18 protein-coding genes and 2 pseudogenes are annotated in these 19,067 nt (G+C 40.2%); 5 read left to right on the forward strand and 15 right to left on the reverse strand.

From position 1 onward, the window contains the following. Positions 1 to 300: 300 nt before the first annotated feature. The 4 genes from RMY16_RS02000 to RMY16_RS02015 form a co-directional block, all read right to left on the reverse strand. Positions 301 to 1,248, reverse strand: a complete 948-nt coding sequence (locus RMY16_RS02000; protein WP_322734963.1) for a glycosyltransferase family 2 protein — start codon at positions 1,246 to 1,248, stop codon at positions 301 to 303. Positions 1,249 to 1,497: 249 nt separating this feature from the next. After that, positions 1,498 to 2,526, reverse strand: coding sequence for an Npun_R2821/Npun_R2822 family protein (locus RMY16_RS02005; protein ID WP_322734964.1), 1,029 nt, complete (start codon positions 2,524 to 2,526; stop codon positions 1,498 to 1,500). Positions 2,527 to 2,830: 304 nt separating this feature from the next. Beyond that, positions 2,831 to 3,280 (reverse strand): hypothetical protein, encoded by a 450-nt coding sequence (locus tag RMY16_RS02010; protein WP_322734965.1) that lies wholly within the window; start codon positions 3,278 to 3,280, stop codon positions 2,831 to 2,833. 204 nt (positions 3,281 to 3,484) lie between these two features. Beyond that, on the reverse strand, positions 3,485 to 3,682 hold the full coding sequence (locus RMY16_RS02015; protein ID WP_322734966.1) for a hypothetical protein: 198 nt from the start codon (positions 3,680 to 3,682) through the stop codon (positions 3,485 to 3,487). 98 nt (positions 3,683 to 3,780) lie between these two features. Between RMY16_RS02015 and RMY16_RS02020 the strand changes: the two genes are divergently transcribed. Together RMY16_RS02020 and RMY16_RS02025 are read left to right on the forward strand one after the other, a co-directional pair. Then, positions 3,781 to 5,244, forward strand: a complete 1,464-nt coding sequence (locus RMY16_RS02020) for an MFS transporter (RefSeq protein ID WP_322734967.1) — start codon at positions 3,781 to 3,783, stop codon at positions 5,242 to 5,244. Between the two features lie 61 nt (positions 5,245 to 5,305). Beyond that, a complete protein-coding gene (locus tag RMY16_RS02025; RefSeq protein WP_322734968.1) occupies positions 5,306 to 6,055 on the forward strand; it encodes an SDR family NAD(P)-dependent oxidoreductase in 750 nt (249 codons plus the stop codon). A gap of 124 nt (positions 6,056 to 6,179) precedes the next feature. On the opposite strand, the pseudogene RMY16_RS02030 reads toward RMY16_RS02025, so the two are convergent. The 8 genes and pseudogenes from RMY16_RS02030 to RMY16_RS02065 all read right to left on the reverse strand — a co-directional run. Further along, a pseudogene (locus tag RMY16_RS02030) lies at positions 6,180 to 6,416 on the reverse strand (IS4 family transposase); the annotation flags it as partial. Positions 6,417 to 6,645: 229 nt separating this feature from the next. Further along, positions 6,646 to 7,305, reverse strand: a complete 660-nt coding sequence (locus RMY16_RS02035) for a hypothetical protein (RefSeq protein WP_322734969.1) — start codon at positions 7,303 to 7,305, stop codon at positions 6,646 to 6,648. A 494-nt stretch (positions 7,306 to 7,799) separates the two neighbouring features. Continuing rightward, a complete protein-coding gene (locus RMY16_RS02040; RefSeq protein ID WP_322734970.1) occupies positions 7,800 to 8,006 on the reverse strand; it encodes a hypothetical protein in 207 nt (68 codons plus the stop codon). A 76-nt stretch (positions 8,007 to 8,082) separates the two neighbouring features. Beyond that, complete coding sequence (locus RMY16_RS02045; RefSeq protein WP_322669439.1) at positions 8,083 to 8,442, reverse strand: hypothetical protein; 360 nt, start codon at positions 8,440 to 8,442, stop codon at positions 8,083 to 8,085. A 244-nt stretch (positions 8,443 to 8,686) separates the two neighbouring features. Next, positions 8,687 to 8,839 (reverse strand): hypothetical protein, encoded by a 153-nt coding sequence (locus tag RMY16_RS02050; protein ID WP_322734971.1) that lies wholly within the window; start codon positions 8,837 to 8,839, stop codon positions 8,687 to 8,689. Positions 8,840 to 8,948: 109 nt separating this feature from the next. Then, positions 8,949 to 10,202: an ABC transporter substrate-binding protein gene (locus RMY16_RS02055; protein WP_322734972.1), complete on the reverse strand. Its 1,254-nt coding sequence runs from the start codon at positions 10,200 to 10,202 to the stop codon at positions 8,949 to 8,951. Positions 10,203 to 10,292: 90 nt separating this feature from the next. Continuing rightward, a pseudogene (locus tag RMY16_RS02060) lies at positions 10,293 to 10,466 on the reverse strand (TrkA family potassium uptake protein); the annotation flags it as partial. Between the two features lie 151 nt (positions 10,467 to 10,617). Further along, on the reverse strand, positions 10,618 to 11,217 hold the full coding sequence (locus RMY16_RS02065) for a MarC family protein (protein WP_322734973.1): 600 nt from the start codon (positions 11,215 to 11,217) through the stop codon (positions 10,618 to 10,620). Positions 11,218 to 11,228: 11 nt separating this feature from the next. Between RMY16_RS02065 and RMY16_RS02070 the strand changes: the two genes are divergently transcribed. Continuing rightward, positions 11,229 to 11,504, forward strand: coding sequence for a hypothetical protein (locus tag RMY16_RS02070; RefSeq protein ID WP_322734974.1), 276 nt, complete (start codon positions 11,229 to 11,231; stop codon positions 11,502 to 11,504). Positions 11,505 to 11,522: 18 nt separating this feature from the next. On the opposite strand, the gene RMY16_RS02075 is transcribed toward RMY16_RS02070, so the two are convergent. The 3 genes from RMY16_RS02075 to RMY16_RS02085 form a co-directional block, all read right to left on the reverse strand. Continuing rightward, a complete protein-coding gene (locus RMY16_RS02075) occupies positions 11,523 to 12,749 on the reverse strand; it encodes a Hint domain-containing protein (RefSeq protein WP_322734975.1) in 1,227 nt (408 codons plus the stop codon). Positions 12,750 to 13,217: 468 nt separating this feature from the next. Further along, positions 13,218 to 13,823 carry a class I SAM-dependent methyltransferase gene (locus RMY16_RS02080; RefSeq protein WP_322734976.1) on the reverse strand — a complete coding sequence of 202 codons (606 nt, stop codon included), beginning with the start codon at positions 13,821 to 13,823 and terminating at the stop codon, positions 13,218 to 13,220. Between the two features lie 84 nt (positions 13,824 to 13,907). Beyond that, positions 13,908 to 14,516, reverse strand: coding sequence for a glutathione S-transferase family protein (locus RMY16_RS02085; protein WP_322734977.1), 609 nt, complete (start codon positions 14,514 to 14,516; stop codon positions 13,908 to 13,910). A gap of 779 nt (positions 14,517 to 15,295) precedes the next feature. Here RMY16_RS02085 and treS point away from each other — a divergent pair. Further along, positions 15,296 to 18,679: a maltose alpha-D-glucosyltransferase gene (treS, locus tag RMY16_RS02090; RefSeq protein WP_322735120.1), complete on the forward strand. Its 3,384-nt coding sequence runs from the start codon at positions 15,296 to 15,298 to the stop codon at positions 18,677 to 18,679. Positions 18,680 to 18,713: 34 nt separating this feature from the next. Beyond that, entirely contained in the window at positions 18,714 to 19,013 is a 300-nt protein-coding gene (locus tag RMY16_RS02095; protein WP_322734978.1) for a hypothetical protein, read from the forward strand. The last annotated feature ends 54 nt before the right edge of the window (positions 19,014 to 19,067 follow it).

Below are 19,067 nucleotides of genomic sequence, written 5' to 3' on the forward strand. Positions count from 1 at the left end.
CGCACCAATTCATGCACCTCTATCTATATTATGGGTGATTTGCCGGACATGATATAAATCAGGCATTCCCATGAAGAGCATGGGAATGCCTGATTTAGAGGCTCTGCCTCCAGTCAGATATTGAGTCTCTGACTCAATGAATGCATTCCCAGTCTCCGACTGGGAACGAGGAAAAACAGGAAAGTCTTATCAAGCTAGGTTTTTAGGACTTGTGTGTACACCGTAGCCAATACATACGGGGAGGGTTAGGGTGGGGTAAACAAATATTTGATACACTACTACAGACTTTTCAAACATCCTCTAACCCTGCATCTGTCGCAGTGCATTAAACGCCTTACCTCGCAGCCCAACTGGTAACAACGATAAACCTAAACCAGTCCAAGCTTTAGCAGTCGAAAAAGACTGTCCCGCCAAAACTAGCTCTCTGCCTTTTTGTGTTTCACCCTTTTCAATTAAACGCAAACCTAATAATAATTGCGTTTCAGTTAAACGATTTTTCCTGACTTTTTCTAATTTTTCAGATTCAAACTTATAATTTTCTAAATACTGAATTTTATCAAATAAATAAGGAATGGCTCGATTAATACCTTGCTGCTCTGCATGGTAGCGGTATTCCATCAATAATTCTGGTAAGTAATAGCCCTTTTTTCCAGCCAGAGCTAGACGCACAAATAAATCATTATCCTCACAATTTTGCAGATTTGGCTGCATATACCCCAATTCTTGCAAGGTTTTACGGCGAAATAATGTCGCTCCAACTTGAAAGCTTTGCTGAATAAATACAACTTCCAACAAATTATTTACAACACCTGCGGGTAAATTCTTCCTACCCCAGCGATGAGAATTTTCTTGAGTTTTTGCCTCATCCCGTACATTGTTAATATCAATTATCCAATGGTCTGTACCAACAAAATCAATGCTAGAGTCTTGAGCAAGAATAGCTGCTGTACTTGCGAGAAAATTGGGTGTTAGCCGATCATCATCATCAAATTTAATAAAATATTCACCAGTGGCAGCATCAAAGCCAGAGCGCATATTATTACTTTTACCAATATTTTGCTGATGACGGATATATTTAATCCGATCGTCTGTGTATTGTGACATCAATTCGGGTGTGCGATCGCTAGAACCGTCATCACAAATAATTAGCTCAAAGTCTTGCTCCGACTGGTTGAGTACACTGTCAATTGCCAAAGGCAGTAAATTAACTCGATTAAACGTGGGAATGGAAACACTAACTTTAGGCATTTTTGCAATATGTAAAGTGGACATTGCTCACGAACTAAACGCATAATACATATTCTTGCAAAAGCCCTTAACACGCCACCCCTTAACCCCCACTTTTAGCAAGGAGCTACAGTGTATACACAAGTCCTTCTCACCCCCTCTAACTCCCTCCACCAGATATTTCCTCCCAAGGCATCGCTACGGTGTATACACAAGTCTGAAATAGCTGATTAACCAGCGTTTTAACCAATGAGCAAGGCTGGGCAAAAGCTAAGTGTAGGAAATAGTTTGATTAATTTTATTCCAAACTTTTTTGATAAATCGATTGCTTCTAGCCGCTATAGTAGGTGGCTTTAATCGCTTCGGTTTTTGCTCTGGTTGCTTCAGAAACCGATAGTGTAAAAATTCATTTTTGTAACAAATATTAACATCCTCACCTTTACACAAGCGGGCAAATTCAATAGCACCATAGCCCATATAGTGAAGACGATGAATTGGTTTTAATCCCTGTTGGTTATAAAGAACATTATCAATGTTCACAAATCGATTTACACGAGCACAGTTGCCAGTTCTATCTTCGCCATTAGGACTAAGTGTAAAGTTAAATAGCGACCGAGCAATTCTGAAAGTCATGTAACTAAATAAATCTGCGTCACACCACCAAGCAAGTTCATTAATCCATTCGACTTCTTTATCTTCTATCAATCGCTTTTTGAGCATTTTTAACTCTTCAATGCCTAAAATCCCCTTTTTTGAACCAAAAAAACTAGAACAGTGTATTTTTCGTCTGATTTCAGATTCAGACAAAGACATTTTTTGTTCTAACTTCGGCAAGTCGAAAGCTGCAACTGAAGTTTGTTTTGTGTGTTCCCAGTCATCAAACACAAAGTCGTATTGGTCTAGTTTTTCTAAAACCTTGTCCAGCTTATTCATTGCCAAACTATCAGCATCATAAAATACAAATTTTTCAAACTCACCATCAAAAGCACACATTTTTCTGATTAAATTATTTTTTTTGTTCCATTCCATAGAAGGCTTATTTTTTCGGTTATTTATTGGATAAGCATTCCAAACTTGAACGGCAAAATCATCCCATTTTTGAATCGAGCTTTTATCGTCAAATAGGGTAACATTAGATCGAGAACGTATCTCCTGCTTAACTCGCTCTAAGCGGTCATCATAGGGAATGATACAAATAGGAATATCTGCACTAACATTCACCTCAATACTATTTAGCAAGGCTACTAATTGGTCAAATACCACGTCATTAGCAAGTGTGTAAATCCCAAAATTATCCATTGTAATTAAATTATTTTTATCTTTGATTTACTGAGTAATACCAATTCTCTGTGAAGCTGCACATTATTTTCAACCTTCCCAACTCCCCCGAACTTGCGGGGAAGTGCCGCAGGCAGTGAGGTTCTTTCTACACATCTTTATATAGAATTGGTGCAACGAGAATAATCGATCGCTATTTTTTGACCTCTTATTCCCAACTAATAATATACACATATTCAACCTTCTGCTGAAGCTAAGGAACAAGCTATTTTGGTTAGTTTGGATGATACTAACATTACCCACCTACTTAAAAGTGCCTAAAATTTTAGCTGTTAAATAATTGCCTCCTAGAGAATAATCTCAGCAACCCAGCGGTTCCCACACCCCAAGCACCATTAACCAATAAACCTGTCACTATTCCCACAAATTTCCAGCCGCCAGCGATGGGTTGACCCTTGAGCGGTGCAACTACAAACCAAGCCACTAGCGTCGGAGCAATTGCACCAAAGACTAAAGCTCCTAACCAATAGTTTTTATCATGTCGAAAACGAGGTGCAATGACTACTATAATCAGTCCCCAAATGCCTCCCCAGAAAGCATTTGACCAAATTTGCGGGATTCCTAATGGTTGTATTGGTGCAGTTGAATAAGGGGCGTGAGGTGTAAAATTTACTGCGTGTAGCAGCGCCAACACGCCTTGATGAAATAGCAAAACAGACACAAAGCCTGCAATAAATCCTAAAGTAAATCGAGATAAGGCAGCTTTTTGAGTCATTGCTTATACAAAAAGGTACTTATTTGCAGTTGCAGATGTGGCTTTAATAATTGACATTTCCCATTCCCTATTCTCCATTTTCTCTAGAGCTTGCTTCTGAGAGTTGTCTATGATAGTTTGCTAACTAGTCTCAAATACAGTAACTATATCAAATTACCGTATTTTGTTGATTTCTATCGTTGATATAACCGAAGGAGTGCAGAGTTAAAAGTACTTAAGTACTTTACCAAATATATGACAAGTGGAAAAGCCAATCTTGCCGATTGAGAAGTAGATACTTGATATAAAGCTGAATTTTTCATCCAGAGCATTTCCGAGCAACGAAGCGCCTGCTGCGATGGCTACGCCCGCCGCAGGCATCGCACTCAGCAAAATCGCCAACGTTAAGGATGGAAGCCGCAAATTTAGTTTCCTAAACTTGGTAGCGAGGATAGCACCCTACAATGAATATACGTATGCAAACTATTAACAACCGTAAAGTCAAAGTTGGAGGCTAAACGTTGGCACAATTCCAAGCAGAACCTCTGGCTTTATCAGGCTCTCAAAAAAATTGGGTCTTACTCGGTGTCGGACTTGGGGTATTCATGTCTACCCTGGATGTGGGCATCATCAATGTTGCTTTGCCCACATTGGTGCAAGCCTTTAACACCAGTTTTCCTACCACCCAATGGGCTGTATTGAGTTACCAGTTGGTCAGTTCCGGTTTAGTTTTGGGGGCAACCCGCCTGGGGGATATGTGGGGTAAGAAGTCCTTATACCAAGGGGGACTCGTTCTGTTCACTTTCAGTTCGCTGTTGTGTGGTTTTGCACCTAGTATCGAGTGGTTAATCGGCTTTCGGGCGCTTCAAGGACTAGGTGCTGTGTTCATTTCTGGGCTTGGTTTGGCAATCATCACAGAAGTTTTTCCCTCTTCCGAGCGAGGTCGGGCTGTTGGCATCATCGGTAGTGTAGTTTCACTGGGAATTGCTTTTGGCCCTTCTGCTGGCGGATTGCTCTTAAGCTGGTCAGGCTGGCATAGTATATTCTTCATCAATGTACCCTTGGGGATCATCGCTAGTTTCTTAATAGCTCGCGTGGTGCCACCCTCTGCACGCATTGAGGGCAAACAGAAATTTGACTTTTTTGGAGCCATATTGGCTTTATTGACTCTGGGTAGTTTTGGGCTGGGTATGACGTTAGGGCAAAGCCAGGGCTTTGGTAGTACGAATGCATTGATATTATTAGCGATCACCGCTGTGAGTTTTACTATTTTTTTAGTAGTTGAAGCGATTCTAAAGCAGCCACTATTAGAGCTAAAACTGTTTCGCAATCTTCAGTTGAGTATGGGTTTGCTAAGTGGCTGGTTAGCATTCATTGTTATTGGCGGTTCGCTACTCATCGTCCCTTTCTTTCTAGAGAGGGTCAAGCAATATCCGACGGTAAAAGTAGGGCTGTTACTAGCCGTATCGCCTGTACTGAGTGGGTTAATTGCCCCACTAGCTGGAATACTTTCAGACCGTTTTGGCGCTCGGCTAATTAGTTCAATTGGGTTGGGGTTGATGATTGGTGGCTGTCTAGGGATTAGCACCTTTGACGCTCAAATTACTGAGTTAGGTTATGTATCGCGCTATTTTATTTACGGCATTGGTCTGGGTTTATTCCAATCGCCCAACAACAGCACTGTTATGGGATCAGTACCGAGAGAGCGTCTAGGGATTGCTTCTGGGCTTTTGTCTTTGTCACGTACATCAGGTAACACCGTAGGAGTTTCTCTAATTGGCGCAGTATTTGGGGCGTTAATCGCTAGTATGTCTGCGGGTGCAGATGTCTCTGTTGCCCCTCCTGATGCGATCGTTGCAGGGTTCCAAGGAACTTTTCGCTTTGCAGGCATAATACTCTGTGGGGCAGCAGTTGCATCCGTTTTGAGGATCGGTAGAGGGGAGGCAGGGGGCGCAAAAGCAGGGGAGCAGGGAAAGAATAATTAATGCCCAATGCGCAACACCCAATACCCAATACCCAATTATCAATTACTAAGGAGTTAGATAAATGACAGGTAAATTAGAAGGAAAAGTGGCAATTATCACTGGGGCTTCAGCGGGAATTGGAGAAGCAACTGCAATCGCTTTGGCTTCAGTTGGAGCAACAGTAGTGCTTGCCGCTAGGCGTGGCGATCGCATTCAGGCATTAGCAGAACGCATTGAAGCTAATGGTGGCAAGGCATTGCCTATTGTCACTGATGTGACTGATGAAACTCAGGTAAATAACTTGGTGGCAAAGGCAAATGCAGAATTGGGAAGGGTTGATATCCTTGTGAATAATGCCGGGATTGCCTTACTGGGCACGATTGAAGCTGGAAATAGCTCAGACTGGCGGCGATCGTTTGACCTCAACGTATTAGGACTGTTATATGCTACTCATGCCGTTTTGCCTTTGTTGAAGGCGCAAAAATCGGGGCATATAGTCAATATCTCCTCAGTAGCGGGTCGGACAGCGCGGGCGGGCGTCGGTGTTTATAATGCTACTAAATGGGGTGTTAATGCCCTCTCAGAAGCATTGCGTCAAGAGGTTCACAAGGACAACATCCGCGTCACGATAATCGAACCTGGTTTGGTGGATACGGAAATTGACAGTCAAATTACCGATCTTGTTGCCAAACAACGGATTGAAGAACGACGCAAGTCAATTCAACCTCTGCAAAGCGAAGACGTTGCTGCTGCGATCGTTTATGCCCTTACGCAACCGCCGCGCGTTAATGTCAACGAAATCCTCATCCGGCCAACAGGACAAGAACATTAAACAAGCATAACGGACTTCCAAAAGATAAATTATCCCAAATTATTTCTAGTAGGGGCGCAAGGCCTTCATTGGTGTCAACTTAAGAAGATAAAGCCCAAATTTGTTGAGTGTAAGCGTCAATCTCTCAATGACGCTTACGTCTAGTTTTGACTAATCCAAAGAGCTTTTGATGTTTGACAAGATAAGGAACACCCTCACTGGCATCACCACGGAGAACAGCTTGGGAAAAATGGTATAAACCACGAAACACCATTTGTGTATAAATTCGGTCTAAGGGTTGGTTGAGAGCGATGCCTACGGCGGTAAACTACGCCAAATCCATACATAATTGGTTAAGAACAGCATAAAAAATCCAAGTGGCAATTTATTGACGGTGGTACAAACTTGCTGTCGTCAAGGTCGGTCTGTGATTAATTTTTTTGTACAGGCACTACTGGCTGATTCTCTTAATTACCAATCTCGCCCGTCTTTGCTTCCTCAATATTAGACCTGAATCCTTACATTTTAAAAAGCATTCAGCTTAATACTAAAGCAACCAATATTTACGAGAGATAAGTAAATTGTCTCTCGTACTTTTGTAGAATTAGTAATTATATCTGCTTTCTCAACTTACTTTTCAAGAGAGACACAGCTGCTGCTAAAAATGCGATCGCGCTTGTAGATTCGGGTACTTCAACGACTTTTGCATCAATTCGTGCAGCTCCACCTACCTGACCTAGCAAGCTAGAGTCGCCAAGTATACTAGCAAAATCCGAACTAAACAGTAATTTAACGTCAGCGATAGTTAAATTTTTGCCATCAAATTCCATATTACCTGGAGCGCTCAAATCAAACAAAATTTTATTCAGAGAAACTGTGTCTTTTAAAAAAAGCCCGCTGGCATTGTTGATAGCACGTGTCGGCTCGTAGCCAACAGAAAAGTTTCCAATAGTAATTTCTTTATTGAATGTAACAGTACCAGTGTGTTGGATTGTACCTGAAAGCTGAGAAAACCCGCCCACGTCGCTGAATGTAAAATTGGTAGTTGGGGATATACCAAAGCCAACTATAAAATCACTGTTAATTGGCGTAACTGTATTATTGCTGCCTGTCAAATTTAGACCGATACTGCTCAAAAAACTCAGATCATGATAAACGCTAGTGACTCCAGACTGTATTTGATATTTTGCAGCTTCTGCCTGTAGAGGCGCAATTGATATAAAAGCTGCTGTCGTACAGCCAAAAATTGATGCCCACTGAAAAAAACTCATAAATACACCTTATATTCTATGAGTAATCATATAAAACATCAATATTGTTTTATTTAAAGTTTCAATTTCAATTCGGTAAAGTTTCGATATTTATTACTCTCTTTGGTAGGCGAAAAGCAAATAAACTTTCAATTCAAAATATGGTTCAAACGTCCATGTTATGGTTCAAAACTTTTGTTTTAGTAGATATCTGAATAAAAATAAAATATTTTATTGGACAAGCGATCGCCTACTCAAATCGTAGCTGAATAATAATAATAATCAAACCGAAAGGAGGGATACGATCATCGCTCTTATCCCTCCTTTCATCCTCTATACGATAATCATTATTAGTAAAAAACTCGAATATTACAAGTGAAGTATAAACTGGAATACTCATTATTGAAGCATATCATGAGTTAAAATCTCATTTTTCAGTTCAAATCACACACAGGTTCTTGCTTGACGACTCGTTAATTTTTTGAGCATTTGCTCCTATTTGAAAACTACTGCGCTCAGTGGCGGGTAGTTTCCACTGGCTCCTTTAGTTGTTCCTGGGTTAGTTTTTGTTTGGTTTTGGGCGGAATAACATATGCTACTGCACCAAGTCCAACCATTCCACCACCTATGATATACATAATATTTCTAGTAAAGTATTGGGAGCCGATGTATCCAAAGGTGATTGCTGCCACTGTTGTGACAATCATTTGAGGTAGTTTCATAATTTAAAATATTGTTTTTTGCTTAATGAGTGAAGGAGTCATTCTTACTCTTTGGCAATTGGTACTATTAATTGTTTTATGGCTTAGGCTTTTCACCCAATGAAGCACTAGCAACAAAGCTGGAAAAACCAACAAGCATCCAGCCCAAGCAGACATGTTTTCGTATCTGCCATTCATACTGCTTACTAAGAGTAACTGGTTTTGTGTTCGCCTCAATCATCTCTAACCCCCAACACGAAAGCGTACCTATCCCAAACAAGCCACTACTAGCAATAGAGGCAATCGTGATTGTGTTTAGAATCCGAACGGTAAAATCCGGATTTCTGACAAGAGGCTTTAGCTGACGGCGATTACGGAGCAGGACTAATTTGTCTCTGTCTACAGGCTTTATATGCTCTTGTTCAATCAGAGGGTAAGCAATTTGTTGATTATTCATTCCTTGTCACCAGCATGTACTTTTAATAGCATCCATAATAGTGAACACATGATAAGCTTCCGTTACAGGTTGTACTACATTCCACAGAGAGGGATCAAATTTTCTTTGGTAAGAATTATTATTTCTAAATTCTTCTTTAATCATTCTCCAGCAACACCTGAATCCTTTTGGGCGATCCTTTCCACCTCATCTCGATAATCTCTATTCTCCTTGAAGGGTGTAGGCTTTTTCGAGTGAGTCTCTTTCAGACTGCGATCGCTCTGGGGTCTACCCCTTGATTATGGTACAGATCGAAGATGGGTTTGATAAAATCTCCAAACTCACCCAAAGCAAATACTTCTTGCCTGTTGTCGGTTTTACAGTGGGGGTCTGGGTTATCTGGCGTGGGCAGACGCATATAAACGTACTTACATCGCACTTCATCAAACTTGGTGTCTGTAGTGATGTTCCAGTCCGGGGGCGATTACAGCTGTAATGAATTTCTGCGCTTGAGCGATCGCTGTCAATTACTTTATATTTAAAAAAGCAAATTTACCATTAATACCGTTTGCTTCCATCTTTAATTGGGCAACATAAAACTGTTTTTGAACTACATCACCTTCTGGTGTAAAAGCAATTTCACCTAAAGGAGTTTGATAAGTTAATCTCAGTAATTCCTTGTTCAACTCTTGACGCAACTGAGGTAAAGTTAAATCCTTAATTCTGCTTTTTTTGTCTAAAGATTGCAATGCTTCTACATATACTTGTAAAGCAGCAAAAGCTTGTGCGCTAACTTGGGGTGGCTCTCGATGATATTGCTCAACATAAGCTTTACGAAAAGCAGTGTTAATTTCATTTTTGTATTCAGGACTATAAGCTTGAGCAATAATTACACCATCACAAAGCATCCTGCAAACTGAAAATATATGAGAAGTATTAAATCCATTTCCGCCAATAATTAAACCTCGATAACCAAGTTCTCGTACTTGTTTGACTAAATTGCCTCCATCCACAGCTAATCCAGATATAATTGTTAAATCTGGTTTTAAATTAATAGCACTACTGGCTTGCGCTTGAAAGTCGGTATCTGTAGTTTGAAACTTTTGGACTGTGACTAAATTTAATCCTAAATCTTTCACTGTTTTCTGAAAAATTTCAGTTTCTGATTTATTAAAGGCATCATTTTGTGCATAGAACACAGCCACCCTTTTGATTTGAGGATTTTGTTTAAGCGCTGCTTTGACTGCGTAAGGAGCGACGACTGCAACAGATGAAGAAACACGAGCTATATAATCACCAATCTCAGGAATGCCTTTAGCAGTATTTGATGCACCAATCACTGGAACCTGATTGCGTTCTGCTATCGGGTCAGCACTAAATGCCTGTTGTGACAGAGTAGGACCAATAATACCAACAACCTTATTTTGATTAATTAAACTGCCAAAGGCATTAATTGCTCCAACCTCATCGCCACCAGTATCTTGAAATATTAATTCGATTGCTTTACCATTAATCCCATCTTTGTTATTAAAATACTTCTGGGCAATTTTAACTCCATCAGTTCCCTCTTGACCTAGTAGTGCTACATTACTGGTTTGAGCAAAAGCGATCCCAATAGGAATAGTATTAGCTGCACTTGTTATTACTGCGGAATTATTTGCTGGAGTTAATCTAACGTTGCTACTTTTACTACAAGCTGTGATCAGCATCCAGCAAATAAATAATAATGCTGTATTACGTGAGATCCCAAACCAGAGCTTAACAGTGAGCGTGCTTTTCATAGGTGCTCGATTATAATCTTTGGAGAATATCAGGGATTTTGAGATATTGTTCTTATATAGTACTTGTAAGTTGTTTAGTATACAAACTTATTCTGTTAACGCGGCAGTTACTTGTTTTTCTTCTATATCTGTTGCTAAGACTTGATAGCCTAACTTATTTAGTGTTGCACAGACAGAACATCCAAAACGTCCTGATCCAATTACAGCAAATTGGTGATTATCTTGACGCAGACTACGGAAAAAATTTAACGCTGATAAATTCACAATTGTTAATCTCTATTATTGATTCCTAGATTCAATCAAAAGCATTATAAGTAGAGAGGCTCACGCCGATTCTGTTAAAATCACCCTTAATCCGTCCAGCTTGTTTTGCTCAGATGGGATTTTTATTAACTTGCGATAGATCAGTGCTGATTTACTTGATAGGAAATGCCTCTTTCAATAATGAAATAGAGCCATCAGCAATAAACCGTACACCAATGGCTAGGATAAAAAAACCAAAAACTCGATTTAAGGCTCCTACACCATTTCTTCCTAACCTTTTAATTAATGGCTCTCCTAAGACAAGACACAGGTAAAGGCTAATTCCGATTAAAACAATTCCCACTAAAGACTCTAGATACTCTACCCAATGATTAAAGCTAATCGATAAACTCGTGACTACACCAATTGCTCCAGGTCCGCTGATCAACGGCACTGCCATTGGTGTAAAAGAAATATCCTCTTTTTCCATAGCTTCATCCTTTTCTGATGGAGTTAGGCGTTGATGAACTGTAACCATTTCCCACGCTGTATGAGCAACAAGTAATCCACCTGCTAGCCGTAGCACATTTAGTGAAATCCCAAAAAATTCTAGTATCCATCTGCCAGCTACTAAAAACACAGCTAAAACTAAAACTACATTGGTGGCAGTTTGTAATGCCTGCTGATGACGCTTAGATGATGTTTCTGTTGCTGTTAAAGTGTAAAAAACCGGAACTGCACCTATTGGATTGGCAATTGGGAAAAGAGCCATAAAGGTTGCTAATGTATTTTGAATTAACGGCATTATCAATATTTGGTTATCTAAGTTCCTTAAAAGCAGAGTTTAGCAGAGAGTCGGGGTCAAAGAAAGAGCAACCGGAGCGGATGCAGAAACTCAAAGTAGCAGGCAATTCAAGGCAAAATCTGAGGTTTGACTTTTTGCAGGAATGTTGGAGTGACGATCCGGCTTTGCAAATTGTGATCAAGAAATTGCTGGCGAAGTTTCCCCAGTGGGGATTGGTTGCAGTGGAAGGGGTGCTAGTGAAGTGGGAGGAGTAACAAATGCGCCCATCACTCTTACAGGGAAGTTATATTTACTAAGTACCATTTTCCTGATGAGTTTACACTGATATCCCAATACTCAGAAAATAAGCGAGGAAAAGGCTCACCACTAAGCACATACCCTTCAGAAGAAATGACAAAGTTGGTCATTTTACCATTAACTTGAACCCGAAAAATATGCTGATTATCTTCCTGTTTATAACTAATGGGTGCAGCTTCAATAACTTCAGGTTGATAAATAATATCAAAGGAAGTACCAAAATCACGTTGAAATACATAGTATTGCAGGTAATAAAATGGTTTAGAAATATAATCAAGCATATGCTCGAAGTCCTTCATAGTCCAGTCCATTTGATACTTGATAAATAAAGAAGTGATTTCCTCAATTAAGTGATTTTTACTAATTATTTGTTGATATTCTTGTTCACCGATCTCGAATTGGATTAAAATTTGCTTCCACTGTTCCTTATCTTTAGAATATTTGAGAGAATAACGATTAGTAAATTTTGAATTAATATTTGTTGCAAACTTAATTAAGTCAGAGTCATTGGTAAATTCTTTGTTAAAGAGATGTGTAAGATTATAAATTTCACGACAAAAAATAACGGGTAGCAACCCAGCAAATAAGACCAGTAGTATCAGTAGATACTTAGGAAGTGTCTTTGAGTTGATTGGAGTGAATGAGCTATTTCCATTACCTCCTCGATAATAGCCACCTCCACCGCCTCCAGTGCCTCCACCACCACCTTTGTTATGTACTAAAATGCCATTAGCATAAAAATTATGATTGGGATTCACAGATATAAGATTATAAACTGTGATATTTTCCTTAATATGATCAATATTGAAAATGAAAATCCTGGAATCCCCTTCCCCAATAAGCTGGTCGCCAATTTCAAGTTTTTGCGCTTGCTTTAACTTAACTTCTGTATCAGTCTTTATATAGAAAGGATGAGTTTCTGTTACTTTAATTTTGTTATTAATTAATAAATATTCATGTGATATTAAGAGTTGAATTTCTCCTATTTTTCCTATTTCAAGTTGGTGAGTTGTGAAGTTATAAGTAACAATACTGTCAACTTTATTCAATTTTTCGATAGGTTTATGTCCCTGAGATGTCAAAACCGGAGTTCCCTGTGCAAAGCAACCTCCACGAGCATAAACAGGTTCGATGATACAAAAAGCAAGTAATATTATTAAAAAAATTGATATAACTTTGTTCACGTGGTTTATATTTTTCATTTCATTTTTCCAATAACAAATCGATAAATTTATTTATCTCAGCCATTTAGGATCAGTAAATCCACTTTTAGAGAGTACTGATTCTCAATGCTAACCAGAGGCAGTCCTTCGGAAAAGTTAGCTGAAGGTGAGCCAGAGTACTTTTTCCCAGAATTAGACGCAAATCTATTTACAGCTTGATGTTCTTACTGGTTTTGACTATAGCTAGTGGAATTTTTGTATACTTAGTTTCACCACTAAGAGAGCCAACTTTTCAACCGACTCATACTCTTGACAAAATCCCTAAGAGATCGAATGAAACAGCCCTGCTTTATTAAGGGGTGAACCCGAAAAACGTCTATCTAAATCCCCCTTAAAAAGGGGGATTTAGGGAGATCGAGATATTTGCAACTTCACATTAAATTGGTATAAGCTATAAATCTTCTAGAGCCTCATTCTCAGTAAAACTGATAAATTTGTGCAAAAAAATCAATGTTTTTCTAGGATGCAAAAGAGTGCTTTGGGAAGGGGATCGAGTATCCCATGATAGACCGTTTGTTTAGCCAAACGCAGATTAAATCGTTCTTTGAATATCTGCCCAATCTCCTCTGGGCTAAAGCGGTAAGGCCCTTGTTCTCTTGTTTCCTCTTGAGAGAAGCATTTCAGTAACAGGTAGCACTTAGGCTTTAATAAGCTTGCGACTGTTTGCACGTAAGTACCATAGCTTTGGGGTGGCAGAACATGGAAGCATCCTCTGTCGAGAATCAAATCGAAAGATTGTTCCAAACGACTGTTGAGAATATCATCTTGCTGAAACGAAATTTCTAATCCCTTTTGATTTGCTTTTGCTGCCGCTTGACGAATAGCCGCCTCTGACAAATCTGTCGCCATCATCTGAAATCCCCGTTCGGCTAGGGCTAGCGCTTGAGTTCCCGGCCCTGTTCCCAAATCCAGCACTGAACCATTGCTCAGTTCAAGGGTAAGGAGCGCTTCTTCGACATCTGGATCTAAATTAGGGTTGAACCAGGGCATGGTTTCAACGGCTTGTTCTTGATAGAGCGCTTCCCAGTTCGGAAATTCTCGTTCGGTCATCATTAGTTACGCTTTCTATTGAATAGGTAAATATAATAGCTACGATGTCTTCCAAAAACTCAAGTGATTAAAGTCAGCTAAATTGCTTTATGCTTTTGGCATGGTAGAGTAAACCGATTGACGTTGATGCAATAGCTCAAACCATTGCCTCAATTTAGGATACTCTTGCTGCAAATTATGGCCAAATCTGAGGCTGTAGTAACCCAACCCTGATATAGCTGCCACATCAACAGCACTCAGAGTTTCATTGAATAGGTAGGCTGAGTTAGTCAACTTTTGCTCAAAAACACCTAAAATGCGATCAATGCTGGACTGATATTTAGCTTGGGTGGCAAAATCAGCTTGATTTCCTTTACGGGTTTCATACCACAATGCCACAACATTGTCTATCAAACTGTCTGCTAACTCTTCTCCCTGACGACAGCACAAACGCTCAATGCGCGAGCCTGGATAAAAACTCGGCTGAGGATAAGTCTCGTCTAGATACTCCACAATCAGCGTTGAATCCCAAAAAACGAGGTCATTTTCATCCACCAATACCGGAACTTTTCCGATGGGAGATAAACTCAGAAATTCTGGAGGTTTATTGTTAATGTCTGTTTCTTTGGGTTCGTAAGGTAGCTGCTTCTCTGCCAGGACAATTCTCACTTTCCGAGCGTAAGGCGATCGCTGTGCAAAGTATAAGATTCGCGCCATATCGCTGCTATAAATTCAGTATTGTGATTTCCTATTTTAAATCCAATTTTAAATTAATGAAGCCAAACAAGCGGCTACAAAAGCGCAAGTGAATAACCCTAAAGTGCCTCCGAAGAGTCTATGTTGATGAGTCTGGCATGGATGAACGCTCTGGGCTTGGGCTATGGATACTCCAGAGTTGATTAGTTAAAGCATTTTATGAGACGGCACAAACTTCGCGCCAGTAAATGCTTTGAGATTTAAAAACCGACGGCTTGAAAACTCAGCAACGAGACGATTGTGTACATCATACCCTCACTTGGAAGCTGCGCCATTCCACCACTTTTGCCCCAGTAACTCTAACATAGAACGGGATAAATCGGAGCGCGTAGCTTGCCCCCTCTTGGAGACGCTCTGCGCGTTCGGCATCGCTAGGTCATTTTTTGTACTGACTGAAGAATAATTCTGCTTTCTGGTTGATGCGTCAAATCAGTTTTAGAGTTAATTTCATTCACGTCTGGGAAATTTTTAGTTCTCTGTTATTCTCTCTGATTTTGGGATTTGTTCTAGCAGGGGGGCTGCTGTATTACAGTTTTGCAACCTAAATTTTTAAATATATATGCATATACACAGTTTGTATGATTATTGATCACTAAGTACTAAATATCGCTCGTTAGGTAGTTTTATGAGTTAAGTAAGAAAATGTATACATTACTCGTGTAAGCTAAATCAGCTGATAATTTCAGCCATTGTATCAAGTAAATAGTTCTATTAGATATGCGATCGCATATCTTCTTAAAATGCCAAACCCCAACTTGAAAAATGACCCCTTATGGTTCAAAAATGCAATTATCTACGAACTAGGTGTTCGCACCTTTGCGGACAGTAATGGTGATGGTATTGGTGATTTTCAAGGACTGGCAGAAAAACTAGACTACTTACAAGATTTAGGTATTACTGCCATTTGGTTGTTACCTTTTTTTCCTTCACCACTCAGGGATGATGGTTATGATATTGCCGATTACACTAGTGTCAATCCTATCTATGGCACTTTAGAAGACTTTAAAGCGTTTTTGAGGGCTGCTCATCAACGGGGTATTCGTGTAATTATTGAGTTAATTATTAACCATACATCTGACCAACATCCTTGGTTTCAAAGAGCACGTCGCGCCCCAAAAGGCAGTCAGGAGCGAGATTTTTATGTTTGGAGTGATACTCCTGAGAAATACCAAGAAGCGCGAATAATCTTCCAAGATTTTGAGACATCTAACTGGGCTTGGGATTCAGTTGCCCAAGCTTATTGCTGGCATCGTTTCTATTCCCATCAGCCTGATTTGAATTATGACAATCCCTTGGTGCGCCAGGCAGTATTTGATGTTTTAGATTTTTGGTTGGAGATGGGTGTAGATGGACTACGTATGGATGCTGTGCCTTATCTATACGAACGCCTTGGAACGAACTGCGAAAACTTACCCGAAACCCATGCCTTTTTGAAGGAGTTGCGATCGCACATCGACGCCAAATTTCCTAACCGGATGTTACTAGCTGAGGCGAACCAATGGCCTGAAGATGCAGCTCAATATTACGGTGCAGGGGATGAGTGTCACATGAACTTTCATTTTCCCCTAATGCCGCGCTTGTTTATGGCAGTGCGGATGGAAGATAATTTCCCGATTGTAGATATTCTCCAGCAAACTCCATCGATTCCTGATAACTGTCAGTGGGCATTGTTCCTCCGCAACCATGACGAACTGACTCTAGAAATGGTGACAGATGAAGACCGGGATTTTATGTATGGGGCCTATGCACAAGACCCGATGATGCGGGTAAATTTAGGCATCCGCCGCAGATTAGCGCCGCTTTTGGGCAACGATCGCCGCCAAATTGAGTTACTCAATAGTTTATTATTATCTTTGCCAGGAACCCCCGTACTTTACTACGGTGATGAAATTGGCATGGGAGATAATGTTTATCTAGGCGATCGCAATGGTGTTCGCACACCTATGCAGTGGAGTTCTGACCGCAACGCTGGTTTTAGTCGCGCCAACCCGCAACGCTTGTATCTACCCGTCATCGTTGACTCAGAATATCACTACGAAGCACTCAACGTCGAAGCACAACGGACTAATACCAATTCTCTCTGGTATTGGATGAAACGTTTAATTGCTACTCGCAAACGGTTTGCGGCATTGGGTGAAGGGCGTTTTGAATTGCTACATTCTAATAATCGCAAAGTTTTTGCCTTCAGCCGGATTGCCTCTGAAGAATATGTCTTGGTAGTCGCAAATTTATCTCGTCATGTGCAAACGGTGGCGTTAGATTTATCAACCTTCAATGGGCTACTACCAGTAGAAATTTTTGGTTCCACTGAGTTCCCACCAATTACAGAATCGCCCTATTTCCTCAGCTTAAGTCCTTATGGGTTTTACTGGTTCACCTTACAAGGTAAACTTCTTAGCTTGACTCAACCCCCTAAACCCCAAGCAGACTTAGCAACGCTGTTGGTAAATGGTTCATGGCAGAATGTGATTTCGCAACGAGAGTCACAAAGCATTCTACAATCAACACTGCGGGATTACCTCTACACCTGTAGCTGGTTTGGCGGCAAAACTCAGATACAATCAGTACAAATCATTGAAGCGATTTCTTTACCCTATAACCAGCAGATAGCTCAAATTGTTTGGTTGCAGGTAGATTATATCCAGGGAAACCGCGAAACCTATCTGTTGTTTCTCGCCTATGCAGAAGGTGAGCAAGCAACACATCTTTTGGCAGAAATGCCGCAAGCTGTGATTGCACGGCTTGAGGTGCAAGGCAAAATAGATACAAATCCATCCAATACTCAAGAAGTTGGAATTTTATTTGATGCTTTAGCAGACAAAAACTTTCTCACCTCACTGCTAGATGGGATCGCTAATCATCACTCTTATAAAGGGATAACCGGAGAATTATTTGGCACTACTACTGATTCATTCTCCAAATTGCGCCAAGAGTTAACTAATAGTGAGCCGAGTGTCCTGAATAAAGAAGAACAAACTTATATAGTTTATGGCGATCGCTTGTTGTTGAAAATTTTCCGTAAAGTTGAGGAGGGTTTGCACCCAGATTTAGAAATCCGGCGTTTCCTATACCAGAAAAAACGCTTGCAACACTCAGTTTTGCTAGCTGGTGCTTTAGAGTACCGCCGTGCAAAAAAAATAGGCAACAACACTGCCTTACCTACGACTATAGGCATATTAGAAGAGTTTATTTTAGATACCCGTAGTGGCTGGGACTATACTCTTGACAGTTTGCAAAAGTACTTTGATTTAGTGACCACAGAATACGCCACTATTACCGAAGTACCTCTTCCATCAGGTTCTTTGTCGGATTTACAAAGAATTGAAATTCCAGAATTGGCAATTGCAACTATCACTTCTTACCTACAAAGTGTTGAACTGTTGGGTAAATCCACAGCTGAATTCCATATAGCGCTGGCTACAAATATAGATAGCTCAGACTTTGCTCCAGAATCTTTTTCATCACTATATCAACGTTCGATATATCAAAATGCACGTAACTTAACCGGACAAGTATTTCGGTTGTTAAAAGAACGAATAGAGTACTTGCCGAACAATACTCAACCATTAGCATTAGAAGTTCTTAATAGCCAACAGAAAATCTTGGAACGCTTTCAGTTAGTTGTTGGGCAAAAAATTACTGCATTGCGGACTCGTCATCATGGAAACTACCAATTGGGACGAGTATTTTACACAGGAAAAGACTTTTTGATTACTGATTTTGAAGGCAAAGCAGATCGCAGTTTAAGCGAACGACGCATCAAGCGATCGCCTCTACAAGATGTAGCAGGAATGTTGCTATCTTTCAACTATGCAGTTAACGAAGCTCTGGGCTATCAAAAAGAATCTGGGATGATCCTACCTGAAAATTTATCCCTCATAGAACAATGGGGACAGTTTTGGTATACCTGGGTCAGTACTAGCTTTTTGAATTCTTATTTAGAAACTGCTAATCAAGAATCTTTCCTTCCAAACACAAGAGAAGAACTAGATGTGCTGCTTTTTGCCTATCTTCTGGAACAAGCGATTGATGCACTAGGCTATGAATTAAACAATCGCTCTGATTGGGTAAAAATTCCACTCCAATTTATTCTGCAATTATTAAACTTGTCGGGAAATATATAACCCTTTTTGATGGCTGTCAAGAGCGGGCAAATCAATGATAGAAGTCAATCAACACAAGGGTGTTGAAAAAGCCATGAGTAAACCACGGAAAAAGCAAGGGAATCCAGATTTTCGCCATCGAGTCAGCGTACCTACCCCAGCCACGCAAGAGATAGAATCACGCCTGTTTGAATTAGTCAGCCCAGGTACATTTGCTAACCTCAAAGGGGTAAAAGACAAAGAACGGAGCTTGCGTTCACGAGTATTGACCTTGCCAGTAATGGCAGTAATTTGGCAATGTGAAGAAATATTTCGCCAACAGCATCCGTGGCTACTCACGCCCCGTATCCTGTAAACAACACGAATTAGACAGCTAGGGCTACAAGGCTGTAACTTGCCTTTTGTATTA

The organism is Nostoc sp. DedQUE12b (assembly GCF_034530835.1).
Classification (GTDB): domain Bacteria; phylum Cyanobacteriota; class Cyanobacteriia; order Cyanobacteriales; family Nostocaceae; genus Nostoc.